Source organism: Mesorhizobium wenxiniae (assembly GCF_002284535.1).
In the GTDB taxonomy this organism is placed as follows: Bacteria; Pseudomonadota; Alphaproteobacteria; order Rhizobiales; family Rhizobiaceae; genus Mesorhizobium; species Mesorhizobium wenxiniae.
Window position 1 is genome coordinate 472,884 of the sequence record NZ_NPKH01000023.1, and the last position, 21,192, is coordinate 494,075.

Genomic DNA, 21,192 nt, shown 5'->3' on the forward strand with positions numbered 1-21,192 from the left:
GGGTCTTGCCATTTAACGGTTCAGGACGGGCCACGGGCTCATTGCGGCGAACGGAAAGCAGGCTTGCTGGCGGCGCAGCCGCCCTCAACAAGAGAAGCTATGCAGTCCTACCAGCTTCCGCTCGAAGCATTCCGGCTCTTGATTTCCTCTAGAATGTTGGTTGCGCGTGCGGTGCGGCTGTACCTGGCCAGAAAGTCTGCCTTCGCCTGCTGACCAATCTGATCCCGAAGCGCCTTGTTTGCGCGCAGGCGCTGAAGAGCTTTGACCCAGTCGGACGGGTTGTCTGGCGACACCAGAATGCTGTTGACGCTATCCCTCAATACTTCTCGTATAACTGACAGGTCGGAGGACACTATGGGTTTGCCATGCGCCATATATTCGAAGAGCTTGAGCGGCGACATTCCCTCAGCGATATTTCGACCGCCGCCCTGGCCCTCTACATCTCTAAGATAGGGCGCGAGTACAACGTCCATTTCGGCCAAGTAGGCACATGTCGCGGCGTGAGGAACGTAACCGTGAAATACTGTGTTCGGGCATTTGGCCAGCTTCGATGTCCAATACTCTATATCACCTGGTGTTCCCCCGACGATGTGAAATGTCGCCCAGCCGCATCGAGGCGCAATAGCGCTTATTATCTCCATGCCTTTTCCCTTATACAGATGTCCGACATAACCAACCTTGAACGTGCCGCTGAGGCTGCATGGCTCGACATTCGGCGGAACAGGATCCGCGCCATTGGGCGCGATCAGAAATTTTCCCGCATGTTGAGGAAAGAGGCGGATGCTGTCGTCCCGCAGACGTTGCGACGTGACGACCAGCATACGGAATGTCTCTAGGCCTATCAGTTTCGCAAGGCGCTGACGCTGACGTCTGCTCAAACTGCCAATCGGGTCGTGAAGCTCAAAAACAGTCGTGAACCCGAAAAGTCCGGCGGAAACAAGCGCTACAGTAGCCGAGCGTGTAAAGACGACATGCGGCCGCAGCCAGACCGCAGCAAGAAGCGCCAACACAGCAAAAAAAAGCTCCCGGCCGGGCACAGGCCAAAAGGGTACAGGGAGAACGCGGAATGGGAACTCGGTACCGAATCCGTATTCGCGCGCGATCTTCTCATAATGATCCCGTGCATTCATGGAGGCGCGTGGAAGCGCTAGTACAACCTCCGCTCCGGCAACCCAAAATGCATGGCACATTTTTGCGACTTGAACCGCATTGGCGGCCGGCGCCGGGACGTGCGCAGAATGTATATAGAGAAGCCGCATCCACAAAGCCTATATTTCACGCGTCGCGGCTGGTCTGGTTCTTCGCCTCTGAGCCGCAAGTTCGGAGATCATGGGCTGGGCAGACGCACCCAAGTCGAACGACAAAAGCGCTCTCCGCCCCGGTGCCTCGATGGGTTGCGATAGTACCACTTCTCCGGTTGCCTCACCAAAATCGAGCGTCGCCCTTTTTTCGCGAACTGAGGGCAGGCCCAGCGACAGCACACGCCGCCCTTCACGGACAGATTCTGACCACAGCCGTCATCAAAGCCCCAGCCAGCCAGCAATAATGTTGCGCTGTATCTCAGACGTTCCGGAATAGAGTTTGCTGCCGATGGCATCACGCACGGCACGTTCGACGTCGAATTCGCTCAAGAAACCATAGCCGCCGAAGACCTGGACGACATCGAGCGTGGTGCGAACCAGCGATTCGCTCACAAAGAGCTTCGAAACGGCGGCGTCGAGGGATACGGACTGGGAGCGCTCAAGGCCCCACGCCGCCTTGTAGACGAGCAGTCGGGCCGCCTCCACCTGCATCTTCATGTCGGCAATCTTATGGGCGACCGCCTGGTGCTTGGAGATGGCCTGGCCGGACTGACGTCGGGTGCGCGTATAGGCCACTGCCTTTTCCAGAAGCCGCTCCATAGTGCCTATATGACTGGCGAATAGGCACGCCCGCTCCCAGTCCATGCTATGAGCGAACAGCCTGGAGCCGCCGCCCACTCCACCGAGAACAGCGTTCTTCGAAACAAATACGTCCTCGAAGACAAGCTCCCCGATCGGAGACGTCCGCAGTCCCATTTTTTCGAACTTTTGCGCTACCAGATAGCCGGGCAGCGCGCGGTCCACGAGGAAGCTCGTGATGCCGCCGAAATACCCCTTGGCGCGGTCAGTGACAGCAAAGACGACGGCAACATCTGCCACCGGCCCGTTGCTCACGAAGGTCTTCGTGCCGTTGATTAGAAAGCCGTCGCCATGAGGCTCCGCCCGGGTTTGCATCGCAAATGCATCGGAGCCCGACTCCGGTTCGCTCATCGCATTGGCTGCGATCAAAGTGCCATCACAGAGCCCCGGAAGATATCGATTCTTCTGCTCTTCAGTGCCGAACTTCCAAATCGGCACCACGCAGGCCAGAAGGTGGGCGCAGATCGAGAAGACCAAGCCGGAATCCTCGCAGCCGTAGCCAAGCGCATCGATTGCAACGGCCGTGGACAGGGAATCGAGACCGGGTCCCCCGTAGGCCTGGGGGACTGGCAGGCCGGTCAGGCCCATCTGCGCGCAAGCCCCCCACAACTCGCGCTGGAATACTTGGTCTCGGTCGCGCTGCCTGACGTCTTTATTGAGCTTATCTTGCGCGAAGCGAAGGATCTGGCCACGCAGGATACGCTGCTCCTCGTTCAGCGCGAAATCCACTACTCCATCCTCATCAGATGCTGGTAGTCGATTTTATCTGTCGATGTCTTGGGAAGTAATTGCTGATGCGAGAACCAGTCCGGGGCCATGTAGGCCGGCAAGTTGTGGGCGCAGAACCGCTTCAGCTCGATGAGCGACAGCGCATGGCCGTCGCGCGAGGCATAGAACACCTTAATGGAGACGCCCGACTCCTCCGAGCGAGCGATCGCCGCCACCTCGGAGATCGCTGGATGGCGATAGAGCGCCGTCTCGATCTCGCCGAGTTCGATCCGATATCCCCGTCTCTTCACCATCCGGTCGCGTCGACCGCGGAAGGTGTAGACTCCGCCATCGCCTTCGATCACTACATCGCCGGTACGGTACCAGCGACCGCTTGAATCGACATGAAAAGCGGCGCTTGTTCGCTCAGGCATGTTCCAATAGCCCAGCATCACGGGAGCACCGCTGATTGCGAGCTCGCCTTCCTGGCCTCGCGGCACGTCGCGACCATTCGCATCGATCACGCGTGCCTTAACATGCGAGCAGGCGCGCCCGATCGGAAACGGCGCCGAGCGGTCTTCGGCGATCGTCTGCGGGATTTCGTAGTAGGTACAGACGTTGGTTTCGGTTGGGCCATAGAGATTCAGGTAGCGTGCGCGTGGGGCCACAGCCTTTAGCCTGCGCAGATGCTTGACCGGAAAAACCTCGCCGGCAAATAGAATGAACCGAAGAGCGTGGTCGTCGCGAGCATCAAGGCTGCCGTGCTCGACCAGAAGCGTGAGTACGGAGGGCGTGGAATACCAGACGGTCAACTGCCGCTCGGCGATCACCGACGCCATCCGGGTGGGATTCTTGCCGAGCTCCTCACCGATGAGGAATACGGTCGCGCCGTGCTTCAACGGTACGAAGATGTCGAGAATAGACAGGTCGAAGTGGAAAGGCGCATGGGAGGAGAAGCGGTCGTTCTCGTCAGGGGCGAGGATTTCGGAACACCAATCCACGTAGCTCGAGCCATTACGATGCGTCAGCATCACGCCCTTCGGCTGGCCGGTCGAGCCCGAAGTGTAAAGCACGTAAGCGAGGTTGTCCGGCCCCGGCCGCGCCGATTCGTCCTCCACCGCCAAGCCGTCGGCCTCTACGCGAGCCAGGTACGTCGCGAGCGGCGAGGGACTGTCGGACCAGTCGAGCGATAAGAGACAAGGTCCCGCAGCCAAGCGCGCCAACTCACAGCGCAAAGTTTCGGCTCGGGACGCCTCCACGAAAATCGCGCGCACGCCGCAGTCGTTAAATATGAACGCGTTACGCGCAGGCGGTGCCAGAGAGTCGACAGGCACATAGGCCGCGCCCACCTTCAAGATGCCGAACAGAACAGCGAGCGAGGCGATCGATTTTGGAAGGCAGATGCCGACGCGGTCCGCCGGCCGGACGCCGATCCGACGTATATGGTCGCGGACTTGGTCCGACAGCGCGTCGAGCTCGCCGTAGGTGATCTGCCGCCCAGAGCTCGCCTCGACAGCGGCGCACCTCTGGGGATACCGCCTCGCGCTCTGTTCCAGATACTCGTGTAAGGCAGCGACCGTCATGGCGAGCTCTATGTGGACGCCTGCTTCGACTGGACGAAATTGGCAATTTGGGCGATGGAGTTCAGGTTCTCCGGCACGAGTTCGTCAGGGGCGATTTCGATGCCGCAGGATTTTTCCAGGTAGGCAACCAGCTTAAGCGTCGCCAACGAGTCGAGAATGCCGTCAGTTATCAGCTCTGTTGAATCCGTCAGATTCTCCGGCCTTTCACCGGGCAGAAATTCCTTCAATATGAAATCCTTGGCCATCGTCCTGATCTGGATCGCGTTCATTGTTCCTCCTCTTGTGGAGCAACCGCAAAGTTCTGGGGAACCAAAACCTGGTGTTGCTGCAGCACTTCGTAAAGCTTGTCGGCGACGAGCCGGTGGCCGGCGGCGTTGGGGTGATCGTCCCAAGGTGCTACAAGAAGCGTCCGCCAGTCATAGCCGTCATACACACCGGAAAGATCGAGAACGTTAAAGCCAGCCTCGGCAGCGAGGCGCTTCTCCAGCTCGGTACTGGTCCTCTCGTCTGGTCTGGGTAGATAAATCCAAAAGACCCCGACCCCTTCTCGCTTCGCAGCTTCCACAATTCGGGAATAGATCGCACGCAGAAGTCTGTCTCCGTAGGGCGTGAGCTTTCTTTGAAGTACCTCGGGGTCGGCACGGGGATCGATCCCGCTCTCGCGTACAATGTCGCGCACGAAGTCGTAGCGAAATGCGGAGCCATTCTGGATTGCTTTCCCGAGACGCTTTAGCGTTCTTGGAACAAGCGCGCTGTGCTCGAAGTAAAAGATGTACTTTGGTTTGAATGCGAGCACTCGATCCTCGATGATGGCCAGAATGTCCGGAGGAAGATAACCCCCAACGGCAAAGTTCAGCACCTCGTAGCGTCGATACCCGCTGTCGGCTGCCTGCGCATTCAGCCGCCGCTCCAACAGGCCCTCGAAAGTCTCGTCATCCGCGACGCCCTCGCCAAAGACATGCGAAGAGCCGACCATTGCGAGTCGAGTGATGCCGGGATCAGGAATCTTTTCGTAGTCCTGATCTCGCATGCCCCAGCGGTTGATGTGGACCCGCGTTCCCTTAAAGTCTGCTTGGGAGAGTGGTCGCAGATAGGTCGTGGGAAGCGCACCCGTGAACTCGCTCAGCGGCGTCTTGTCCAAATTGTTCCAACCGTCACGTCGTTGGCCATAGACAATCCAGAGTTCTGGGTTGAATGCGCCGACATTGACGAGGTTCTCGTAGTAGCCGCGCTCCAGGTTCGCGTTGTCGCGGCTATTGAGGTTCGGCACTCTAATGTCGGCCATTGCGGTACTGACCGTCTCCCCGAGGCGATCGTGAACCACGGGGAGCGAGATGCAAACCGCGATCAACCCGCACAAACCGACCGACGCAACCGACCGTCGGAAACTGTACTGGCGGTCGGCGCCGCCGCGCGCGAGCGCAAGCGCAGGAATGCCAATGATGGCTGCCACCGCGACCAATACGAGGGCGGGCGTCATTTTGCCAGGGGCTTCCACGCCCACAGTATCGAAGACCGACAACCATTGCGGGACCGAGCTCGCGCTCCAAAACGACCAAAGGAGGCAGATGACGACAAATACCCCAATGGTCCGGCTCGCAGTTTGCAGCGCACCGTTCCAGCTTAGTGCCCCGCCACGCAGGCGCCGCGTGCGACCGTGCCGCATTTCATAGTGGGCGTTGAACGTCACAAGCACGGCCAGGATCATCCAGAAGAGGAAGTCGTTCCAGGTGAACACCCAGGTGCCACGTAACCAGAACCACTGATAGTTGTGCAGCAGCCAAGTCGCGAGGAACGCGAGGAGGGTCGCGCTGACCAGCGCTACGCTCTCTCCCCAGCGTCGAAAACGAAAATACAACGGGTAGTATACAATTTTCATTATGAAATCCTTCCAGTATATGTTTATTCGACGCCAGAAATCTGTGAAACTTGAGGAGAGAAAGTACAGATTGTGGGTTTCTGGAAGGTTGAATCCAAATAAATGCAAAATCCCTGTGATTATGTGAAAAGTACCTGAAACCTTCAGATAAAGTAAAAACGGCCATATGACAAATTGCAAAAGCTCAATCTGATTGTGTACGTCCGCAGCATCGATCACAAACCGCTGGTACACGATACGGTAGCATATTAAATGGATAGCGCCGCGAAACATCCACTGAACACCTGTTTGATAAATATAATGCCGGTCAGCATTGTAGTAGCTGCTACGGAAAGTTCTAAAATCTACGACCGGAAAGAGCGGGAAGCACACGTTCGGCAACATGAAAAAATACGCGAGACGTTCCGAAACCGTCGCCATCCTCTGGTCACGCCGCGTTTCGTACGCATAGACAATGAGACGGAACATGAACATTGAAGCGAGCACGGGCCAGACGGCGCGCGTCCACGGGATCGCAATCCAGTCCATTCGTGCGGCGGCGAGCCCGCAGCCGGCGCCAACCAGCGCCAGCACTCTCCATCCAAAAGCGATCGGTAGGTGGACAATTCCGATCAGTACGAGCCCAATGGCGACGATCCAGGCGGCATCGATGAGGCCCTCAAATCTCCAGTGGTGCCAATTGGGCCCCACGTTCGCGAAAACTGCGGCGATAGCTGCGAACGAGAGCAGCACGAAAAACGGCAGCCGGTAACGCTGCGGCAGGAAGTAGTGCACGCACCAGCCGGCGAGGGCAACGAGCAGGACGCGGACTAGCGCAGTAGTCTCGAGCCTGAGGAGATAGACCAGCGCGATGAAGAGGGCCAGCTCGCCGGCTATGGCGGACCAAGCCAGGATGCTTCTCGACTCGGTCCCCGTAGGATCCGCCGACCAGGGAAAAGACAATGTCTTGATCGAATGCACGGTCGCGCGCCTCAATCAGCTGCCGGCGGACATCGACAGGAACTCGCTTTGGGGCACGCGAAAGATCCGCAAGCTGCTGGTCCCCCTCCCATGGCTCCCATCCCTGACGGGCAAAGCGCCCGGTCCTTGGAGCGTTGCCTTGACTTCTTTGAACGAGTCCGGTTCCGCGCAAACGCAGAAGTACCCAAGTGTATCAGAAACAAATCGCTCCGCTGTGCCCGGGGTAACAGCGACCCCGTCTCCAGATTGGAAGCCGATTCCGAATGGGGTCGATCTGCCCACAAGCCGCGCCGCGAGCCGAACGCCGATGGCCGCCGACGCCCTATCTGCCGTGGCCACTTAATCGGGCACGCTCGAGCACGTTTCGCCGAGTTCACGGCACTTCCCGCCGAGGCAAAGGCGCAACTCACCGTCCTGGGCGATGACCAATGCGCGCCACTTTCGAGGAACAGGCAGCCCGGTTGGGCCTTTCCAGCAGGGTCACCTTCGCCGGCGCGTTCGAAGATGTCTTTCCCGTCTGCGGGAGGCTGATTTCTATCTTTCGACCTTGGTGTCGGAAGGCATGTCAAACGCCCTGCAAACAGCCTCTCCTCGTTGAGGATCGTTGAATGGATTCCCTTTGGCGAACGGGCATGCGAGTCTGATGCATCCGCACAGGAATTTTCTTCACCGTTTCGCCGATGCGAGCCAATCGAGACCAAGTGAGCCCCGTCGATCTTGAACCGCCTGCCCCGAGAAACGCCGGAATCTCTCCTTTGAGCCAAAGGCTCACAGCGCCACAGGGAACGCCGCCCGCGTTTTAGCCGTCGGGGCATCAGCGGGGGCGTCCGCCACCCCGTTCGCGGGCTCTGTTGGATCTGCTTGACCCTGGACAGGAAACTCCGCGCTGTATCGCGATCATGACCGCACTCGCAAAGCCAGCAAGCTAGGCACATTCGTCGATCGTTAAGCAGCCATTTTCAGGCTATACTTCGTATACCGACATTAATGATGAGCTGCGTCATGAACGCCAAGGAGAAATGGAGTGCTCAGGATCAAAATACCTCACGGCATCCGGGTACACTTCACGCTGTCAAAAAGTCCGATCCATCGCCTTTGTGCGCGTAGTATCTTTCTCTAAGCCGCACGCTGAGCTTCGCCAGAAACGTACTATTGCGTTCTGCGGGCAAATGGTTGAACGGCCTGAGTTCCGATCCAATCTCAGATGTTTTCCTGAGCATCGCAAGGCCGGTACTACCGAAGTCTACCGTCATCTGAAGCTGGTCTAAGTTGTCGTAGAAAACGCTTCGAACTACATAAAAAATCCTTCGGTTAGCAATCTCAATTTTGGGATTGTCCTTCCTTCGCCCTCGCATATATGGGTTCGGATCAATGTCATCGAAGCAGATTGTGCCTCCTTTTCGAACCAGGCTGAACCACGTATACACTTCATTCAACACGTGTTCTGGCGTGTGCAGACTATCGACATAGACTAAATCGATCCCATCCTGCAGAATGGGCGCTTTGTTTAGGATGGTCTTGCGATCTGTGGAGTCTGCCTGAACAAAGGTCCAGCGACAGCTAACTGCCGCAGTCGAGCAATCCCGGATATCGACCGAGACCAGGTTCCCGCCGTCCTTCTCGCAGGCAGCAAGAATCATTTTAGTGGCCTGCCCCCTATCCGTCCCAAGTTCTAGAAATGTGCCATTCGGTCGCGCAGCCGCTGCGTCGTACAGCCGAACCAATTGCAGGGCTGCAATGGCCGCCTCACCGCACGATTGGGTCCGCTCCTGGGTTGCTCTAAGATATGAGATGACTTCCATTTGTCCTTCCTCACCAAAGCTGATCGTGTAGTCACACCGCTACGATCGTTTAAACTGGCGATCCGTTGTTGGAACTCGCCGCGCAACACATTTAAGACCACAAGAAGTAGCTTTGGGGCACGCGAAAGATCCGCAAGCTGCTGGTCCCCCTCCCATGGCTCCCATCCCTGACGGGTAAAGCGCCCCGTTCATTAGAGCCTTGCCTTGACTTCTTTGGACGAGTCCGGTTCCGCGCAAACGCAGAAGTGCCAGCAGAAGTACCAATAGATAAGTATATCAGAAAAAAATTGCTCCGCTGTGCCCGCGGTAACAGCGACCCGTCTCTAAGATTGGCAGCCGATTCCGAATGGGATCGATCTGCCCCACAAGCCGCGCCGCGAACCGAACGCCGATGGCAGCCGACGCTCATCTGGCTTCGCTGCCTCGATTCGGAAAAACGCCTGAGCAACATGATCGGTGCGCTCGAGGCAAAGAGCCTTATTGCAGATGATGCACGGAACGGGAAGAAGCTCCGAGTACCCCTTCAAGCGACCGTGACAGTCGTGTGTAGTGCTGCATCGCATTTTCTACAATCACGGGGTCAATAGCCTCGCTACCGTCCCGTATGATCTTTTGTATGGCGCCTGGAAAAAGAAACAGAAAAAGCAGCTTATGAATATCCCCGATCCTCCAGAAAAAAGAGGCTCTGTTGATACGCTTGTACAAGAGTCTTGTTTTCTCCACTCCCGAATATGCAATACATGGCACGCCGTAGCTCATTGCAATTACGCCAAAGTGCAGTCGAGTAGTAATCAGCAGATCAAGCGAAGACGCCTCGCCACATGCATCTTCCACGTCAGTTAAAATTTTGCTGCTGCAATTATCTTGTGACAGGTTGGCGCAAAATGCTCCGAAATATCCATCTTTCTTTGGATTGATTTCATAGAAAATGAAATCTATATCTTTGCGAATTCGTGTTACAATCTGCAGTATGCGCTTCGCCAACCGAGACCGACGGGACGAACCAAGGTAGATATTGAGCCCCACACGTAGACGCGAGCGCCCTTTGTCATATCTACTTCCAGAAATTCTGCGGGAGGTCGTCCATACGACGTCATCCAAGAACTCGCCTTCGGTGTTCGCTTGTTCAAGGAGTTTTAGATCTTCGCGATTTCTCAGTGTTACATAGTTTAGGCGCCTTATAAGTTCTTGGCGTGCAACGGGTACAATTTCATCGATGTCTTTTCCTGCGCCTCCTATGGAAAAGGCAAATAGCTTGATAGATTTTTCTTTAGTGTATTCCAGAATAAGTCCGAGATCATCGTTGAAATCCTTCACAACTTCGGAAGGTTGCTGTCTCGGTATAAGTAAACCGCCTCCCCCGAATATAACTACATCGACCGTCTCGACAAATTCTTTGACATCAGAGCATATCTTAAAGCCCCAATCCATTTTTTCGAAGCGCCGCTTCGCATAAACTATTGGATCATGCCCATCATCTTTTACACACTTGGAAAAAAGATAGGCCATGACATTGTCGCCGAGATTCTGATAGCTGTAAAAGCCAAATATCCCGACCCGGAGAACCGGCGTCATGCTGCGCTCCTCTGAAGTGCTCGGCGCTCGGGCTTATGCGCGAACGGGGAGCGACTACTTTTTTGAACGAGTCTGGTTCCGATCCGAATTTCGCGCACACGCGATAGGGCAGAAGTATTGGTACAAGGTATACCACAAAAAATCACTCCGCTGTGCCCGGGGTAACAGCGGCAGTTCTCTGAGAAGTTTAAATCCAACAAGTTAGATCTGATCGACTGGAAGCCGTTGGAATAACCCTCCTTGCGGACTGCAAGTGCTGGCCCAAGAAGGAAGGGCACACTTAGGACTCGGGGTTCATCTCCATACGGCATGCACCCACCGGGGCGTGGCATGTCACTCCAATGCAGTAGCGGCGATATCGGGACACATGGACCAAAAGCGCGGCTGGGCGTGGGAACGCACCCAACGGCTAAATTCAGCGCGATCGGTGCGGCGACATGAAAGTACAGGGTGCGGAAGGCAAGATTGAGTTGGGGCGTCGACTGCGTATCGCTCATGTCATCACCCGTCTCATCAATGGCGGTGCTGATGAGAATACTGTCCATTCCTGCAATTGGGCCGCGCAAAGGGGGCATGATGTTGTCCTGCTGCATGGCGAGACGGTCCAGCCGGAAATCATAGCTAAACTGGACCCGCGGGTGGAACTCATTGGCGTCCCGGGCCTGACTCGCTCCATTTCGCCTGTCTCCGACATGAGGGCATTGTTGGCGCTCACCCGGAGATTCCGCGCCTTGAATGCCGACATCGTGCATACGCATACCAGCAAGGCAGGCATTCTCGGGCGTCTCGCCGCATGGGCGGCGGGCGTTCCAGCGATCGTTCATGGCGTGCATATCGTGCCTTTTGTCAATGTCGGCGTCGCCGAGCGGTTTGCTTATCTCGCCTTGGAAAGGCTGGCAGCGCCGATCACCAGCGCGTTCATCAGTGTGAGCGAGGGCATCCGCGACTTATGCTTGAGCGCAGGAGTGGGACATCCAGACAGACATTATGTCGTCCAATCCGGATTCGATCTCGATCGTTTTCGCAACGCCGGTCCGCCCGACGGTTGGCGCAATTTGTTGCGCTTGACCCCGGACGCGCCGCGCCCGTCCGTGCTCTTGATGATCGCGGCTTTCGAGCCACGCAAGCGACACACGGAATTTCTGGACGCTTTCAACAAAGTCGCCGCCCGGTTCCACGACGCGGTGCTTGTGCTCGCGGGCGACGGGCCGCTTCGCTCGACCGTGGAATCGCGTGCCAAGCAGCTTGGGCTCGAGCGGCAAGTGGTCTTTACCGGTTATCGGGACGACCCCGAGCGGCTGATCGCGCTCGCGGATCTCTGCCTGCTCTGTTCCATGCGGGAGGGATTGCCCCGCGTGGTCATGCAATATCTCGCCGGTGGCAAGCCTTGCGTCGCTTGCGATCTGCCAGGTCTTCGTGAAGTGCTCCGCCCTGGTATCAACGGTGTGATTACACCCCCGGATGATTTGGCAGCCATGGCCGACGCCATTGCCGCCCTCCTGGAGGATCGTGCAAGACTGGCCTGCCTCGCCCAAGGTGCCGCCGCGGCGACGGATCTTTCGAACTGGGACGTCAAGCTGGTGGGCAAGCGGACCGATGCCATTTACCGGGAGGCTCTTGACCAGCATCGGGCAAGCAAGGGAGTGTCAACAACACCTCCTGTCCGAAATGTGGCGCTTCCGCGGTGAACGGTGCAGCCTATGGTTTGACGGTGATCGGGCAGCTTGCCGGATTGGTTAGCGGTGCAAACTTTGCCGATTTCGGAGATGAGGTGGAGTGCGTCGATCTGGACGACAAGGGGATCGATGCGCTGAAAGGCAGTGAGATGCCAAAGAGGCATCTTCTTTTTGCACATGGGACGGGGTTGTAATCTTGGTGGCCGCCTTGGCTCCAGGAACGTTATCCGGCGGATTGATATGATTGAAGCAGAAGTTGCCTCCGCTTATCCGACGAAGACCCCGCGAGCCGAAGCTCTTCCCAGCATACGTGTTCTGCTCGTGCTCCCAACCTATTTTCCTGAGTCATATGGCGGCGGCGAACAACAGGCGCGGCGATTTGCTCGGGCGCTGGTTGAGAGCGGCGTTTCCCCAACCATTTTGGCACCCAGACTGTCGCACTCGACCCCGAAACGGTCCGCCATCGACGGGGTCCCTATCCATCGCCTTCGTTTGCGCGCGGCTCCGTATTTGGGCGGGCGCCATATGCTGTCGTTCCTGTCGTGGTGTGTTCAGGTTTTGATCTGGATGCTGCGCCGTCGCGACGAATTCGATGTCGTACATATCATCCATGCCCGACTTCACGCTGTTCCGGCGGCATTGGCAGGAGCCCTCCTGCGCAAACCGGTTCTCGCAAAATTGGCCCGGGGCGGACGGTGTTTCGATCTCGACGTTGTGCGCGAAAAGAAGATCATCGGTCGCTGGGCGTCCGCCTTGATTAAACGTCACGTCACGGCCTTCATGGCCAATAGCCGCCAAATCGCTAATGATCTGAAGAAGCACGGCATCGACGCAGATCGCATTCATATGGTTCCGAATGGGATCGATCTGCCCCGCAAGCCGCACCGCGACTCGAGCGCCGATGGCAGCCGACGCTTTATCTGCCTTGGCCGTCTCGATCCGGAAAAATGCGTCGAGCACATGATCGATGCGTTCGCGGCACTTCCCGCCGACGCAAAGGCGCAACTCACCATCCTGGGCGATGGCCAGTGCCGCGTCGCTCTCGAGGAACAGGCGGCCCGGTTGGGCCTTTCCGGCAAGGTCACATTCGCCGGGGCGGTCGAAGATGTGTTTCCCTTTCTGTGGGAGGCTGATTTCTATCTTTCCACCTCGGCGTCGGAAGGCATGTCAAACGCACTGCTCGAGGCCATGAGTTGCGGCGTGGTCCCTATCATCACCGATGTCAGCGGTGCGTCCGACGTTGTGGAGCATGAGCACAGCGGCTTCTTGGCTCGCTCGCAGGTGGAGTATTGCGGACTCCTTCGTCGCGCGCTCGGCCTATCGGAAGCCGAGCGCGATGAGATGGCGCGGCGCGCAGTACAAACAGTCACTGCGCGATTCAGCATGGAAATTGTCGCAACACGGCAAATGAGGTTGTATGCCACTCTTGTGGGACACTGCCACCCAGGTCGTGAGGCGATAGGTTATTAAGGAGCAACCCCGAAGCCGGCCCAAGCAATGACGACTATTGATGCCGGAGAGCGGCGCTGAACGAGATTCTTGATCGCCTACAGCGCAGCAAAGAGGCCAAGTAATTAGCCATGACGGTCGACCTTCGCGAAAAGCTGAGCATCGTGGCCAGGGAACGGCAGTATCCGCTGCCATAATGACTTAGGTTATGAAGCGATGGAGAAAACAGAGAGCGCCTGAGGGATCCACCCCGCGAGGCGTTGGGCGAGAAAATAGCTCATGAGGTTGGAGCACGCTTGCATGCACTGAAGCGTGGCAGTCCAATTGGACAGTCCGGAGCAGGTCAACTTGGACGAGGTAACTGGACATAAAAACCTGACACGAAGGGCAGCCAACGGCCTCTCGTGGTCGGGTGCCACATTGCTGGCCCGAACCTTTTTGAATGTCCTGGTCACGGCCGTTCTCGCGCGCCTGCTTTCCCCACAGGAGTACGGCGTTGCCGGCGTTGCGCTAATCATCGCAGCCGTCGGCAATAACATTGCCAATCTCGGCATGTCGCAAGTCCTGGTCCAGCGACGGGACGTCGACGAGCGCCATATCGGAACCGTAGTTTTCTTGTCCATGATAATCGCTGCCATTCTCGGCTTGCTTCAATGGGTGTTTGCACCGCAGATTGCCGATTTCCTTCATGTGCCGGAATTGGTCCTCATTTCGCGCCTCCTTGCGGTGATGATGGTCGCGAACGCGTTCAATCTGACAGCCGAGGCTATTTTGTCGCGGCACCTGAAATTCAGAATATCCTCCACAGCGAGTCTGGTCGCTTGGATTGCTTCCCATATCGGGCTTGCCATTCCGCTCGCCTATTTTGGACTCAGCTATTGGGCCTTGGTGGTCGCGTATATGGCCGAGGCATTGATCCTGGCCAGCATCTATTTCTTCATCGCCAGGGACTATCTCGTGAGGCCCAGTTTTGACATGCAGTCCTTTCGTGATATCCGCAGACAGAGCCTAGGCTATTCGCTGGCTGGTATATCATCCGTCACCGCCAAATATATCGATAATGTCATTGTCGCGCGGTTGATCGGCACTGCAGAACTGGGCATTTACTCGCGAGCGTATTATCTGATTGCTATGCCAGCAAGTCTGTTCGGCAATCTGAACAAGAGCGTGATTTTCCCGCTCCTGTCGAAGGTTCATCACGACAAGGCCAGGCTATGCAGCGCTCAGCTCAAGGGGTATGCTTTGACGGCGGCGCTTGCTCTACCGACTAGCGCATTTCTATGTTGTTTTGCAAAAGAGATTGTTCTGACAATCCTCGGCCAGAAATGGACGGATGCCGTCGCTCCCATTATCATATTCTCTGCAGCAATTTATTTCCGCGTGGGTTATAGAGTGTGTGCAGCCGTGACGCTTGCGACGGGCCAAAGTTACCGAACGGCCTCCATGCAGATCATTTACATGGCCCTTGTCGCTTCATTCGCGTTCTTCTCGGCGCCCTATGGCGTGAACGCAGTGGCCTTTTCAGTGTCCGGCGCCATTGCGACGAGTTTCTTCCTCTATGCGGCGATGACTTGTCGGATGACGGGATTATCAGCTCTGGATTTCGCGCTCGTCCATGCGCCGCCTGTCGCATTCGCCGCTGTGGTGTTCGCCACCGGCTCGGCGGTCAAAATGCTGCTTGCCGGATCGCCCGACTATCTTGTGCTCGCGACCGGACTTCTCGTTATAGGTACATTGTCCGTTGTCACTGTCTATCTGAGAGCGTCGCTACTCTTCGGAAAACATGGCGCGGAAGTCTTGCAGACTCTAACATCCAAGAAAACGAAATGGATTAGATTTGCATAGCCAACGATACCCTGCACACTCGGCGCCTCTCCGACTGCCCATCCGACGATTTGGGGTGCGCAATCACATCATATAAGTACGGGGATTGGAGACACAGTCGGCGGCCTTGAGACGGTTGGTTTCCTTGACGAGGAGGCGATTGCCGTTTTCTCTCACCGGAACGGCTGCTCCTCCAAGCCGTTACCCGCACAAAGTCAGAAATTATCACCTCCATAATCGAACAATTCCGCGGTTGCGCGGGTGCCTTCCCAAATCCGCTGTCGTGCTGAACGATCGAGGCGGGCAACCGCTCGGGTGTTGACGTCTGATGCGATGTGATCGGATGCTTCCTCCAATTTTATCCGCAGCTTTTCGCCAGTTGCGGCGTCTGCGTTTGCCTTTCGCGCCGTCCCAAATGATTTAACCTTAAACCTGATCTTTCCGTCCTCCGCTGCCGCTATGCCGAGCGCGTTGTAAAGGCTTCTAACAAACGCATCCGGTGATTGGATCAAATCCTCGAATCGAAGCGATAGCGCATCACGCTTCCTCGAGGCTTTGAACATCAGGCTAGTCACATCATTGTACCATTTGATCGCGCTCGCCTCGCTGAGACCGCTGCGTATCAGCCCTTCGCACATCGGCAATGGATGCCGCATAAGCACAAGGTTCCGCGCTTCCACAAAGCCGCGCGCAATCGCGTCGTCGAATGCGATGTAGTAGTCCATCACCTTCAAAACGACGTAGCGTGCTTGGGCCTTTTCGTTGCGCTCCCCAGGGAGGACGGTCTCGGCAGTCGCTGCGCGCATATGCCGCCAAAAGACTGGAACAGATGCCCAGTTGACGGCCCCGCCAATATGGCACGCAGCCTTGCGCAGCTTGTGGAAACGTCCGAACACTCCCACATGCCATTCGTACTTTGGCATCAACACATCCGGCGAACTGCCGATGATATTCCAGACAATGCTTGACCCACCTCGGCCAAAGCAATTCAATAGAAGTGCATTGGGCGGAAGAGCCTTGCCCGGCCTAGTGAGAGGCGAAGCATCGATCCTGTCGGCGGTCTGCATCTGCTTTCTCCGTTATAGCATCAGGCGCGACACACTTTCCCTGGCTGTCGTTGAAAGGCTAAACCGAAACCTATGATATGCTGCGGAGCTTGTGAGGAGAAGCGCGATATTAAGAAGTCACATTCCGAAACCAGCAATTATTGGCACACGACAATGACCAACCAACTTTCTCGCCGGGACCTGGCGCGGGCCGCATGCGCCGCCCTTGTGCTGACGGCATCCGGTCGCCTGGGGCGGGACGCTCGCGCCGCCGGTCCGGCGCAAGGCTCGCAGCCGAACGCTCACTCCTGGCATCCTGGTCTGTTCCCGGAAATGATTGTGAAATCCTGGTTTCAGGAGGATTTGGCCGAAGGCGAAGTCCCTTCGTGGCAATCGGGCGGCGTGAAGCCGGTGGCTGCGATGCAAGCCGAGCCCTCCCTGCGCCCGACAAAGCTTCCGAATAACGGCGGCGTTCTCTTCAAGAAGGGCACGAAACAGGCATTGACTTGGCCCGCCGATAACGATGCCCCGTATCTTCACCGCTGGTGGTTGGTGATCGCCCGGTGCAATTCGGCAGTCAACGCCGACGCGAATAACGTTTCCGTTCTTTGCGTCAATGGCGCGGAGGGTGGCCCGGTGCATCGCCAGCCCCAAGTCTGTTTCAAGCCCTCGGCCGGCACATTCGTTTCGCGGCTCCATGACGGCAAGCTCAAGAGCGAGGAAGGGCTATGCTCGACGGATTTTGGCGACTGGAATGTCATGGTCGGGTACCGCCGCGGATTCGTGATGCAGGCTGTGGTGAATGGGATCAAGACGGCCGGCCAGACGATTTATGCATTGGCACCCAACCGGATGAAGTCGCAGAGCTTCATGGGCGATGTGAACAATCCGATGAGGGCAGATGTCGCGATCGACTGCGTTATCATCGGACAAAGCGAACTAAATGACTCCCAGATCGAGAGGCTAATGGGATGGGGCATGTGGCGCGTTGGCCGGCAATCCGCCCTGCCCGGCGATCATCCCTATCGCCAGAGCCCTCCTTCAGCTGTGGATGCGAACGACAAACCGGAACGTTATGCGTTCGATTCAGCCTCGTGGGCGTCCTGGGCAGCCATCGGCGATGAGCGATATGCTCATCGTGGTGAGGCGGCGCCCCCGATCCGCGCTTACACAACGGTTTTTTTTGACGACTTCGAATCCAACTCGGTTGTCGATGATTTCACAGGCGCGCAAGGCAGCATCTGGTATGCGCCGACCCATCTGACGACCGTTGGTGTTGACGCCGCTACCCCGCCGATCTCGGCGTCGCCCTCCTCCTATGTGCACGACGCCACCAGCCACACGTTGGCGCTCCGGCTCTTGCATAAGGGCCGTTGGAGAACAGGTGCGTTCTCTTCCGTGAACAACAATGGCCAAGGGCGGTGTTGGGGAAAGGGGATCTTTGAGATCCGCGCCAGACTGCCGAAGATACTCGCGCCCCGCCCTGGATTTTTCCCTGCTTTCTGGGCGTATGGGAAGGAGCATCTATTCTGGCGGACGCGCAATCGTCTTGAGACGGACTTTTGGGAATATGACGGTCTCAATGGGGCCTATATCAACATCAGCCAGCACGTGCACAAACCCAGACTCGGCTATGCAGATCCACATATCACGCCACGTGACGTGCGCCGGAAAATCGCCGGCTATCAAGTCGATCCATCAAGTGGTTTTCCTAGCACGATCGACGTATACGATGGCGAATTTCATACGTGGTATGCGCAGATCGAAGATGATTATACTTATTTCGTGATCGACGGCTATGAAGTGGCGCGCCTTCCGACGACACCGGAGCTCGCAGTAAAAAAATACATCATCGTGGATTTCGCTTACGATAAAAAAAAGGGGCGCGCTCAACCGGACCCGTCGCAGACGTATGACATGGTGATTGACTATATACGGGTCCGGCAGACGGAAACGGAACTGGCTAGGGTCCCGACGGGCTTCAGCGCATTGCCGGCCTTCTCGGGCCGGGCTTCACCGGGCCAGGCGCTGACCGTCGTACCGAACGTTATTGCGTCGCAAATAGAATGTCTATGGTATCGTGACGGCGTTCCGATCGTGGGCGAAATCGGCACAAGTTATGAGCTCAGCTCGCGGGATATCGGGCATAAGATTCGCTGCCATGTTCGCGCGGTTTCTGTGCTCGACCAGCCAGAAGCCTGGACCCCGGAGAGCGAGACCGTCGGCTAGAACCTATCGACTGCGCGACACCAGGATGCGTCATCACTCTCGTCGGACTGCTGATGAGCTCTGCCACCAGTAAGCCTCCCCGCAGCCGAGGAGGGTGAGCTTTCCCAACAGGCGGAAACCTCTTCGATATGCGATTGCCACAGCGGGCGGAACGATGGGGTCGTCGGCTGGAGCAGCGTGAAGTGTTTCTCCGCGGGCTGGCATTGATACATCCAACAAGTTCTGTTTCCGGGAAAGAGAACGTGCTAAAAGAATATCGCGCCGCGAGGGGGCTGTGATGCGTTATCTCCTCACATTCGCGATACTGAGCCTCTTCCTGCCAATCAGGCTCGAGACGGGTCTTGTATTGCTGCGTCCGTTCGAGCTGATCGCATTGCTGATGCTTTTTTTTGGCCTGGCGACGGGCCGTTGGCGAAATTTGGCTTTTTCAGCCGGTTTTCTACTGCTCCTGCCCTTCTTGGGCTGGCACATGGTCTCGGCCTTCAGCGTGGACCCAGAGAACGGCTTGCGCGAGCTGTTGCAGATGTCCACCGTGGGCGCCTTTGCGTTCGCCATCGCACAGGAGGGTAGATGGCTCGAGACGCAGAAGGCCGTCAACATCTTGCTTTTCGGCATGATGCTAATTCTCGCCTATACGATCACCTGGCATGTCGCCCATGGCTACTTGGTCGGTTGGAAGCATCTGGTCGATCCGAGGCTCGCGTTCACCTTCCTTCCAATTGCGCTCGCAGGGCTCCTCCTCTTCGTCAACCGGGGCAAGCGGCGCACCCTTTGGTTGGTATGGGTAGGGATACTTCCCCTGCTCCTGCTATCCGGGGAACGCAAGGCGTTTTTGATCTACCTCTTTCTGACCGCCGCGCTTCTGATGCGCGGACGGCTCGCTGCGATGGTGCCAGCGATCGCCGCTGGCTTCGTGGCACTTTTCGTGCTGTCGACCACGATCAATAACGCCTATGTCGAGAAGCAAATGCAGACCATTCTCGATCCGCTGAGCATGGGGCAATACGAATATCTGGCCGCGAAGGGGAAATATGCCCCCGGAGACACCCCGAGCAATGTACAGCGCGCGTTTGCTTTCACGCTGTCCAGACAACTCATCTCCGAATATCCACTGATGGGCGTGGGTACGAACCAATTCAAGAATATTATCGAGACGGATTTCAGCGAACTTCCTGACGAGTTGCAGCTTGGGATACATGGCGAGTTTCAACGTATCCTCACCGAGAACGGCATCATTGGGCTCAGCCTCTATGTTCTCATATGGATTGCTGCATGGTTTCGCTTAAGCCGTACTCTGAGCCGGGCGCTTTCTCTCGGATTGATCGGAGCGGTCCAGGCACGGCTTCTGCCCCTCGTGCTCCTTGTTCCCTGCGCCTTTTACGTTGGAACCGAAGCCTCCGGCACACGAGCTTTCGTTACGCTGAGTCTTGTCTCGCTCCTGCCTGAATTGACGCGGCACGGGCTTTGCCTATCATTGCACAGGATGCGGAGGAGCCACCCCAGGAGCATGAGACATCCTCGATTTCTCGCGAGCCCCTTGCCAGGAAACACGAGATGAGTGTTTCGGTTATCATGACATGTCACAATGAAGAACGCTTCATCGTGCAGGCAGTGGAAAGCGTGATCAATCAGACCGCGTCGAGCCACATCAAAGAGATCATCATTGTCAATGATGGCTCGAAGGACGGCTCGTCGGAAGTGATTGCATCGCTGGGTCGCAGGGAGCCGCGCGTACATGTCCTGACGACGGCGGGTATCGGGCTTTCCTCAGCGAGGAATCTTGCCCTCAGACATGCTACCGGCGATCTTATTGCAATTCTCGACGGCGATGACTTCTGGGCCGAGGACAAGCTTGAGCGTCAATTAGCCGTCTTGGGCAATGGCTGCAAGGCAGGTCTTGTCTATGGCGATTTTGTCGATTTTTCCGCTCCGGATCTGTCCGATGCTCTACACGTCGCTGTGCGCCGCTATCGCGCGGACCAATCCGATACGCTGACGACATATTTTCTGCTTGATGGGCCTATTGTTCCTTCCAGTATGGTTATGCGGCGGGAGATGGTCGAAGATATCGGGTTATTCAACGAGGCATTCAGGGCTGGAGAGGATACAGAGTTTTGTATGCGCGCAGCCGAGCGTTGGACATTTCAACATGTGGCCGGAGCACTCGTCTATAAACGGCGCCATGGCTCGAACATAACCCGCAGACTCGATGCGCTTCTGCCGGTAGGCGAAGGCCTCACGCGAGAATGGGCCATGCGACGGCGGGAACTTACGCACCTCGCGCGTCGGCGCAACGGGCGTTTGTACGCAAAGGCGGGCAATGATTGCGTGGCTCAAGGCGAAAAGAAACGCGGAGCGCGCTTGCTGATTCGCGCGATGTGGCACAATCCATTATCATGGCGGGTGTACGTTTACTTTTTTCTTTGCGCCCTGCCAAGGGGCATGGATCCGCAGGTGCGCCGTGCAGCCAAGCTGTTGTTCTACCGCGCCTTGCGCAAAGACTTTGCTGACGGCTCTTAAA

Annotated in this window: 15 protein-coding genes; 7 read left to right on the forward strand and 8 right to left on the reverse strand. The window is 56.9% G+C overall.

The window, feature by feature from the left end; all coding sequences use genetic code 11:
* Window positions 1-107: 107 nt before the first annotated feature.
* The 7 genes from CIT31_RS18750 to CIT31_RS18785 all read right to left on the reverse strand — a co-directional run bounded on the left by CIT31_RS18750 (window position 108) and on the right by CIT31_RS18785 (window position 10,447).
* Window positions 108-1,259, reverse strand: coding sequence for a glycosyltransferase (locus tag CIT31_RS18750; RefSeq protein WP_095519808.1), 1,152 nt, complete (start codon window positions 1,257-1,259; stop codon window positions 108-110).
* Between the two features lie 261 nt (window positions 1,260-1,520).
* On the reverse strand, window positions 1,521-2,669 hold the full coding sequence (locus tag CIT31_RS18755; RefSeq protein WP_029356095.1) for an acyl-CoA dehydrogenase family protein: 1,149 nt from the start codon (window positions 2,667-2,669) through the stop codon (window positions 1,521-1,523).
* Window positions 2,669-4,231 carry an amino acid adenylation domain-containing protein gene (locus CIT31_RS18760; RefSeq protein ID WP_095519809.1) on the reverse strand — a complete coding sequence of 521 codons (1,563 nt, stop codon included), beginning with the start codon at window positions 4,229-4,231 and terminating at the stop codon, window positions 2,669-2,671. The genes CIT31_RS18755 and CIT31_RS18760 overlap by 1 nt, the downstream gene beginning before the upstream one ends.
* An 8-nt stretch (window positions 4,232-4,239) precedes the next feature.
* Window positions 4,240-4,500, reverse strand: a complete 261-nt coding sequence (locus tag CIT31_RS18765; protein ID WP_029356091.1) for an acyl carrier protein — start codon at window positions 4,498-4,500, stop codon at window positions 4,240-4,242.
* Window positions 4,497-7,070 (reverse strand): SGNH/GDSL hydrolase family protein, encoded by a 2,574-nt coding sequence (locus CIT31_RS18770; protein ID WP_133116183.1) that lies wholly within the window; start codon window positions 7,068-7,070, stop codon window positions 4,497-4,499. The genes CIT31_RS18765 and CIT31_RS18770 overlap by 4 nt, the downstream gene beginning before the upstream one ends.
* 1,064 nt (window positions 7,071-8,134) lie before the next feature.
* Window positions 8,135-8,872 (reverse strand): class I SAM-dependent methyltransferase, encoded by a 738-nt coding sequence (locus tag CIT31_RS18780; RefSeq protein ID WP_095519812.1) that lies wholly within the window; start codon window positions 8,870-8,872, stop codon window positions 8,135-8,137.
* A 477-nt stretch (window positions 8,873-9,349) separates the two neighbouring features.
* The gene (locus CIT31_RS18785) at window positions 9,350-10,447 is read right to left on the reverse strand and encodes a polysaccharide pyruvyl transferase family protein (RefSeq protein ID WP_095519813.1); all 1,098 of its coding nucleotides are present in this window, start codon (window positions 10,445-10,447) and stop codon (window positions 9,350-9,352) included.
* 437 nt (window positions 10,448-10,884) lie between these two features.
* Here CIT31_RS18785 and CIT31_RS18790 point away from each other — a divergent pair, with 437 nt between their 5' ends.
* The 4 genes from CIT31_RS18790 to CIT31_RS18805 all read left to right on the forward strand — a co-directional run bounded on the left by CIT31_RS18790 (window position 10,885) and on the right by CIT31_RS18805 (window position 15,417).
* Window positions 10,885-12,135, forward strand: a complete 1,251-nt coding sequence (locus CIT31_RS18790) for a glycosyltransferase (protein ID WP_095519814.1) — start codon at window positions 10,885-10,887, stop codon at window positions 12,133-12,135.
* A complete protein-coding gene (locus CIT31_RS18795; RefSeq protein WP_095519815.1) occupies window positions 12,132-12,317 on the forward strand; it encodes a hypothetical protein in 186 nt (61 codons plus the stop codon). The genes CIT31_RS18790 and CIT31_RS18795 overlap by 4 nt, the downstream gene beginning before the upstream one ends.
* Before the next feature lie 46 nt (window positions 12,318-12,363).
* On the forward strand, window positions 12,364-13,593 hold the full coding sequence (locus tag CIT31_RS18800; protein WP_165778496.1) for a glycosyltransferase: 1,230 nt from the start codon (window positions 12,364-12,366) through the stop codon (window positions 13,591-13,593).
* A 327-nt stretch (window positions 13,594-13,920) separates the two neighbouring features.
* A complete protein-coding gene (locus CIT31_RS18805) occupies window positions 13,921-15,417 on the forward strand; it encodes a lipopolysaccharide biosynthesis protein (protein ID WP_165778497.1) in 1,497 nt (498 codons plus the stop codon).
* Between the two features lie 194 nt (window positions 15,418-15,611).
* Here the strand turns inward: CIT31_RS18805 and CIT31_RS18810 are convergent, their stop codons facing one another.
* The gene (locus CIT31_RS18810; protein ID WP_095519818.1) at window positions 15,612-16,463 is read right to left on the reverse strand and encodes a sulfotransferase; all 852 of its coding nucleotides are present in this window, start codon (window positions 16,461-16,463) and stop codon (window positions 15,612-15,614) included.
* Window positions 16,464-16,616: 153 nt separating this feature from the next.
* On the opposite strand from CIT31_RS18810, the gene CIT31_RS18815 reads away from it, so the two are divergent.
* The 3 genes from CIT31_RS18815 (at window position 16,617) to CIT31_RS18825 (ending at window position 21,191) form a co-directional block, all read left to right on the forward strand.
* Window positions 16,617-18,671, forward strand: coding sequence for a hypothetical protein (locus CIT31_RS18815; RefSeq protein WP_095519819.1), 2,055 nt, complete (start codon window positions 16,617-16,619; stop codon window positions 18,669-18,671).
* A 277-nt stretch (window positions 18,672-18,948) separates the two neighbouring features.
* Window positions 18,949-20,229 (forward strand): O-antigen ligase family protein, encoded by a 1,281-nt coding sequence (locus CIT31_RS18820; RefSeq protein WP_095519820.1) that lies wholly within the window; start codon window positions 18,949-18,951, stop codon window positions 20,227-20,229.
* A complete protein-coding gene (locus CIT31_RS18825) occupies window positions 20,226-21,191 on the forward strand; it encodes a glycosyltransferase family 2 protein (RefSeq protein WP_095519821.1) in 966 nt (321 codons plus the stop codon). The genes CIT31_RS18820 and CIT31_RS18825 overlap by 4 nt, the downstream gene beginning before the upstream one ends.
* Window position 21,192: the final 1 nt, after the last annotated feature.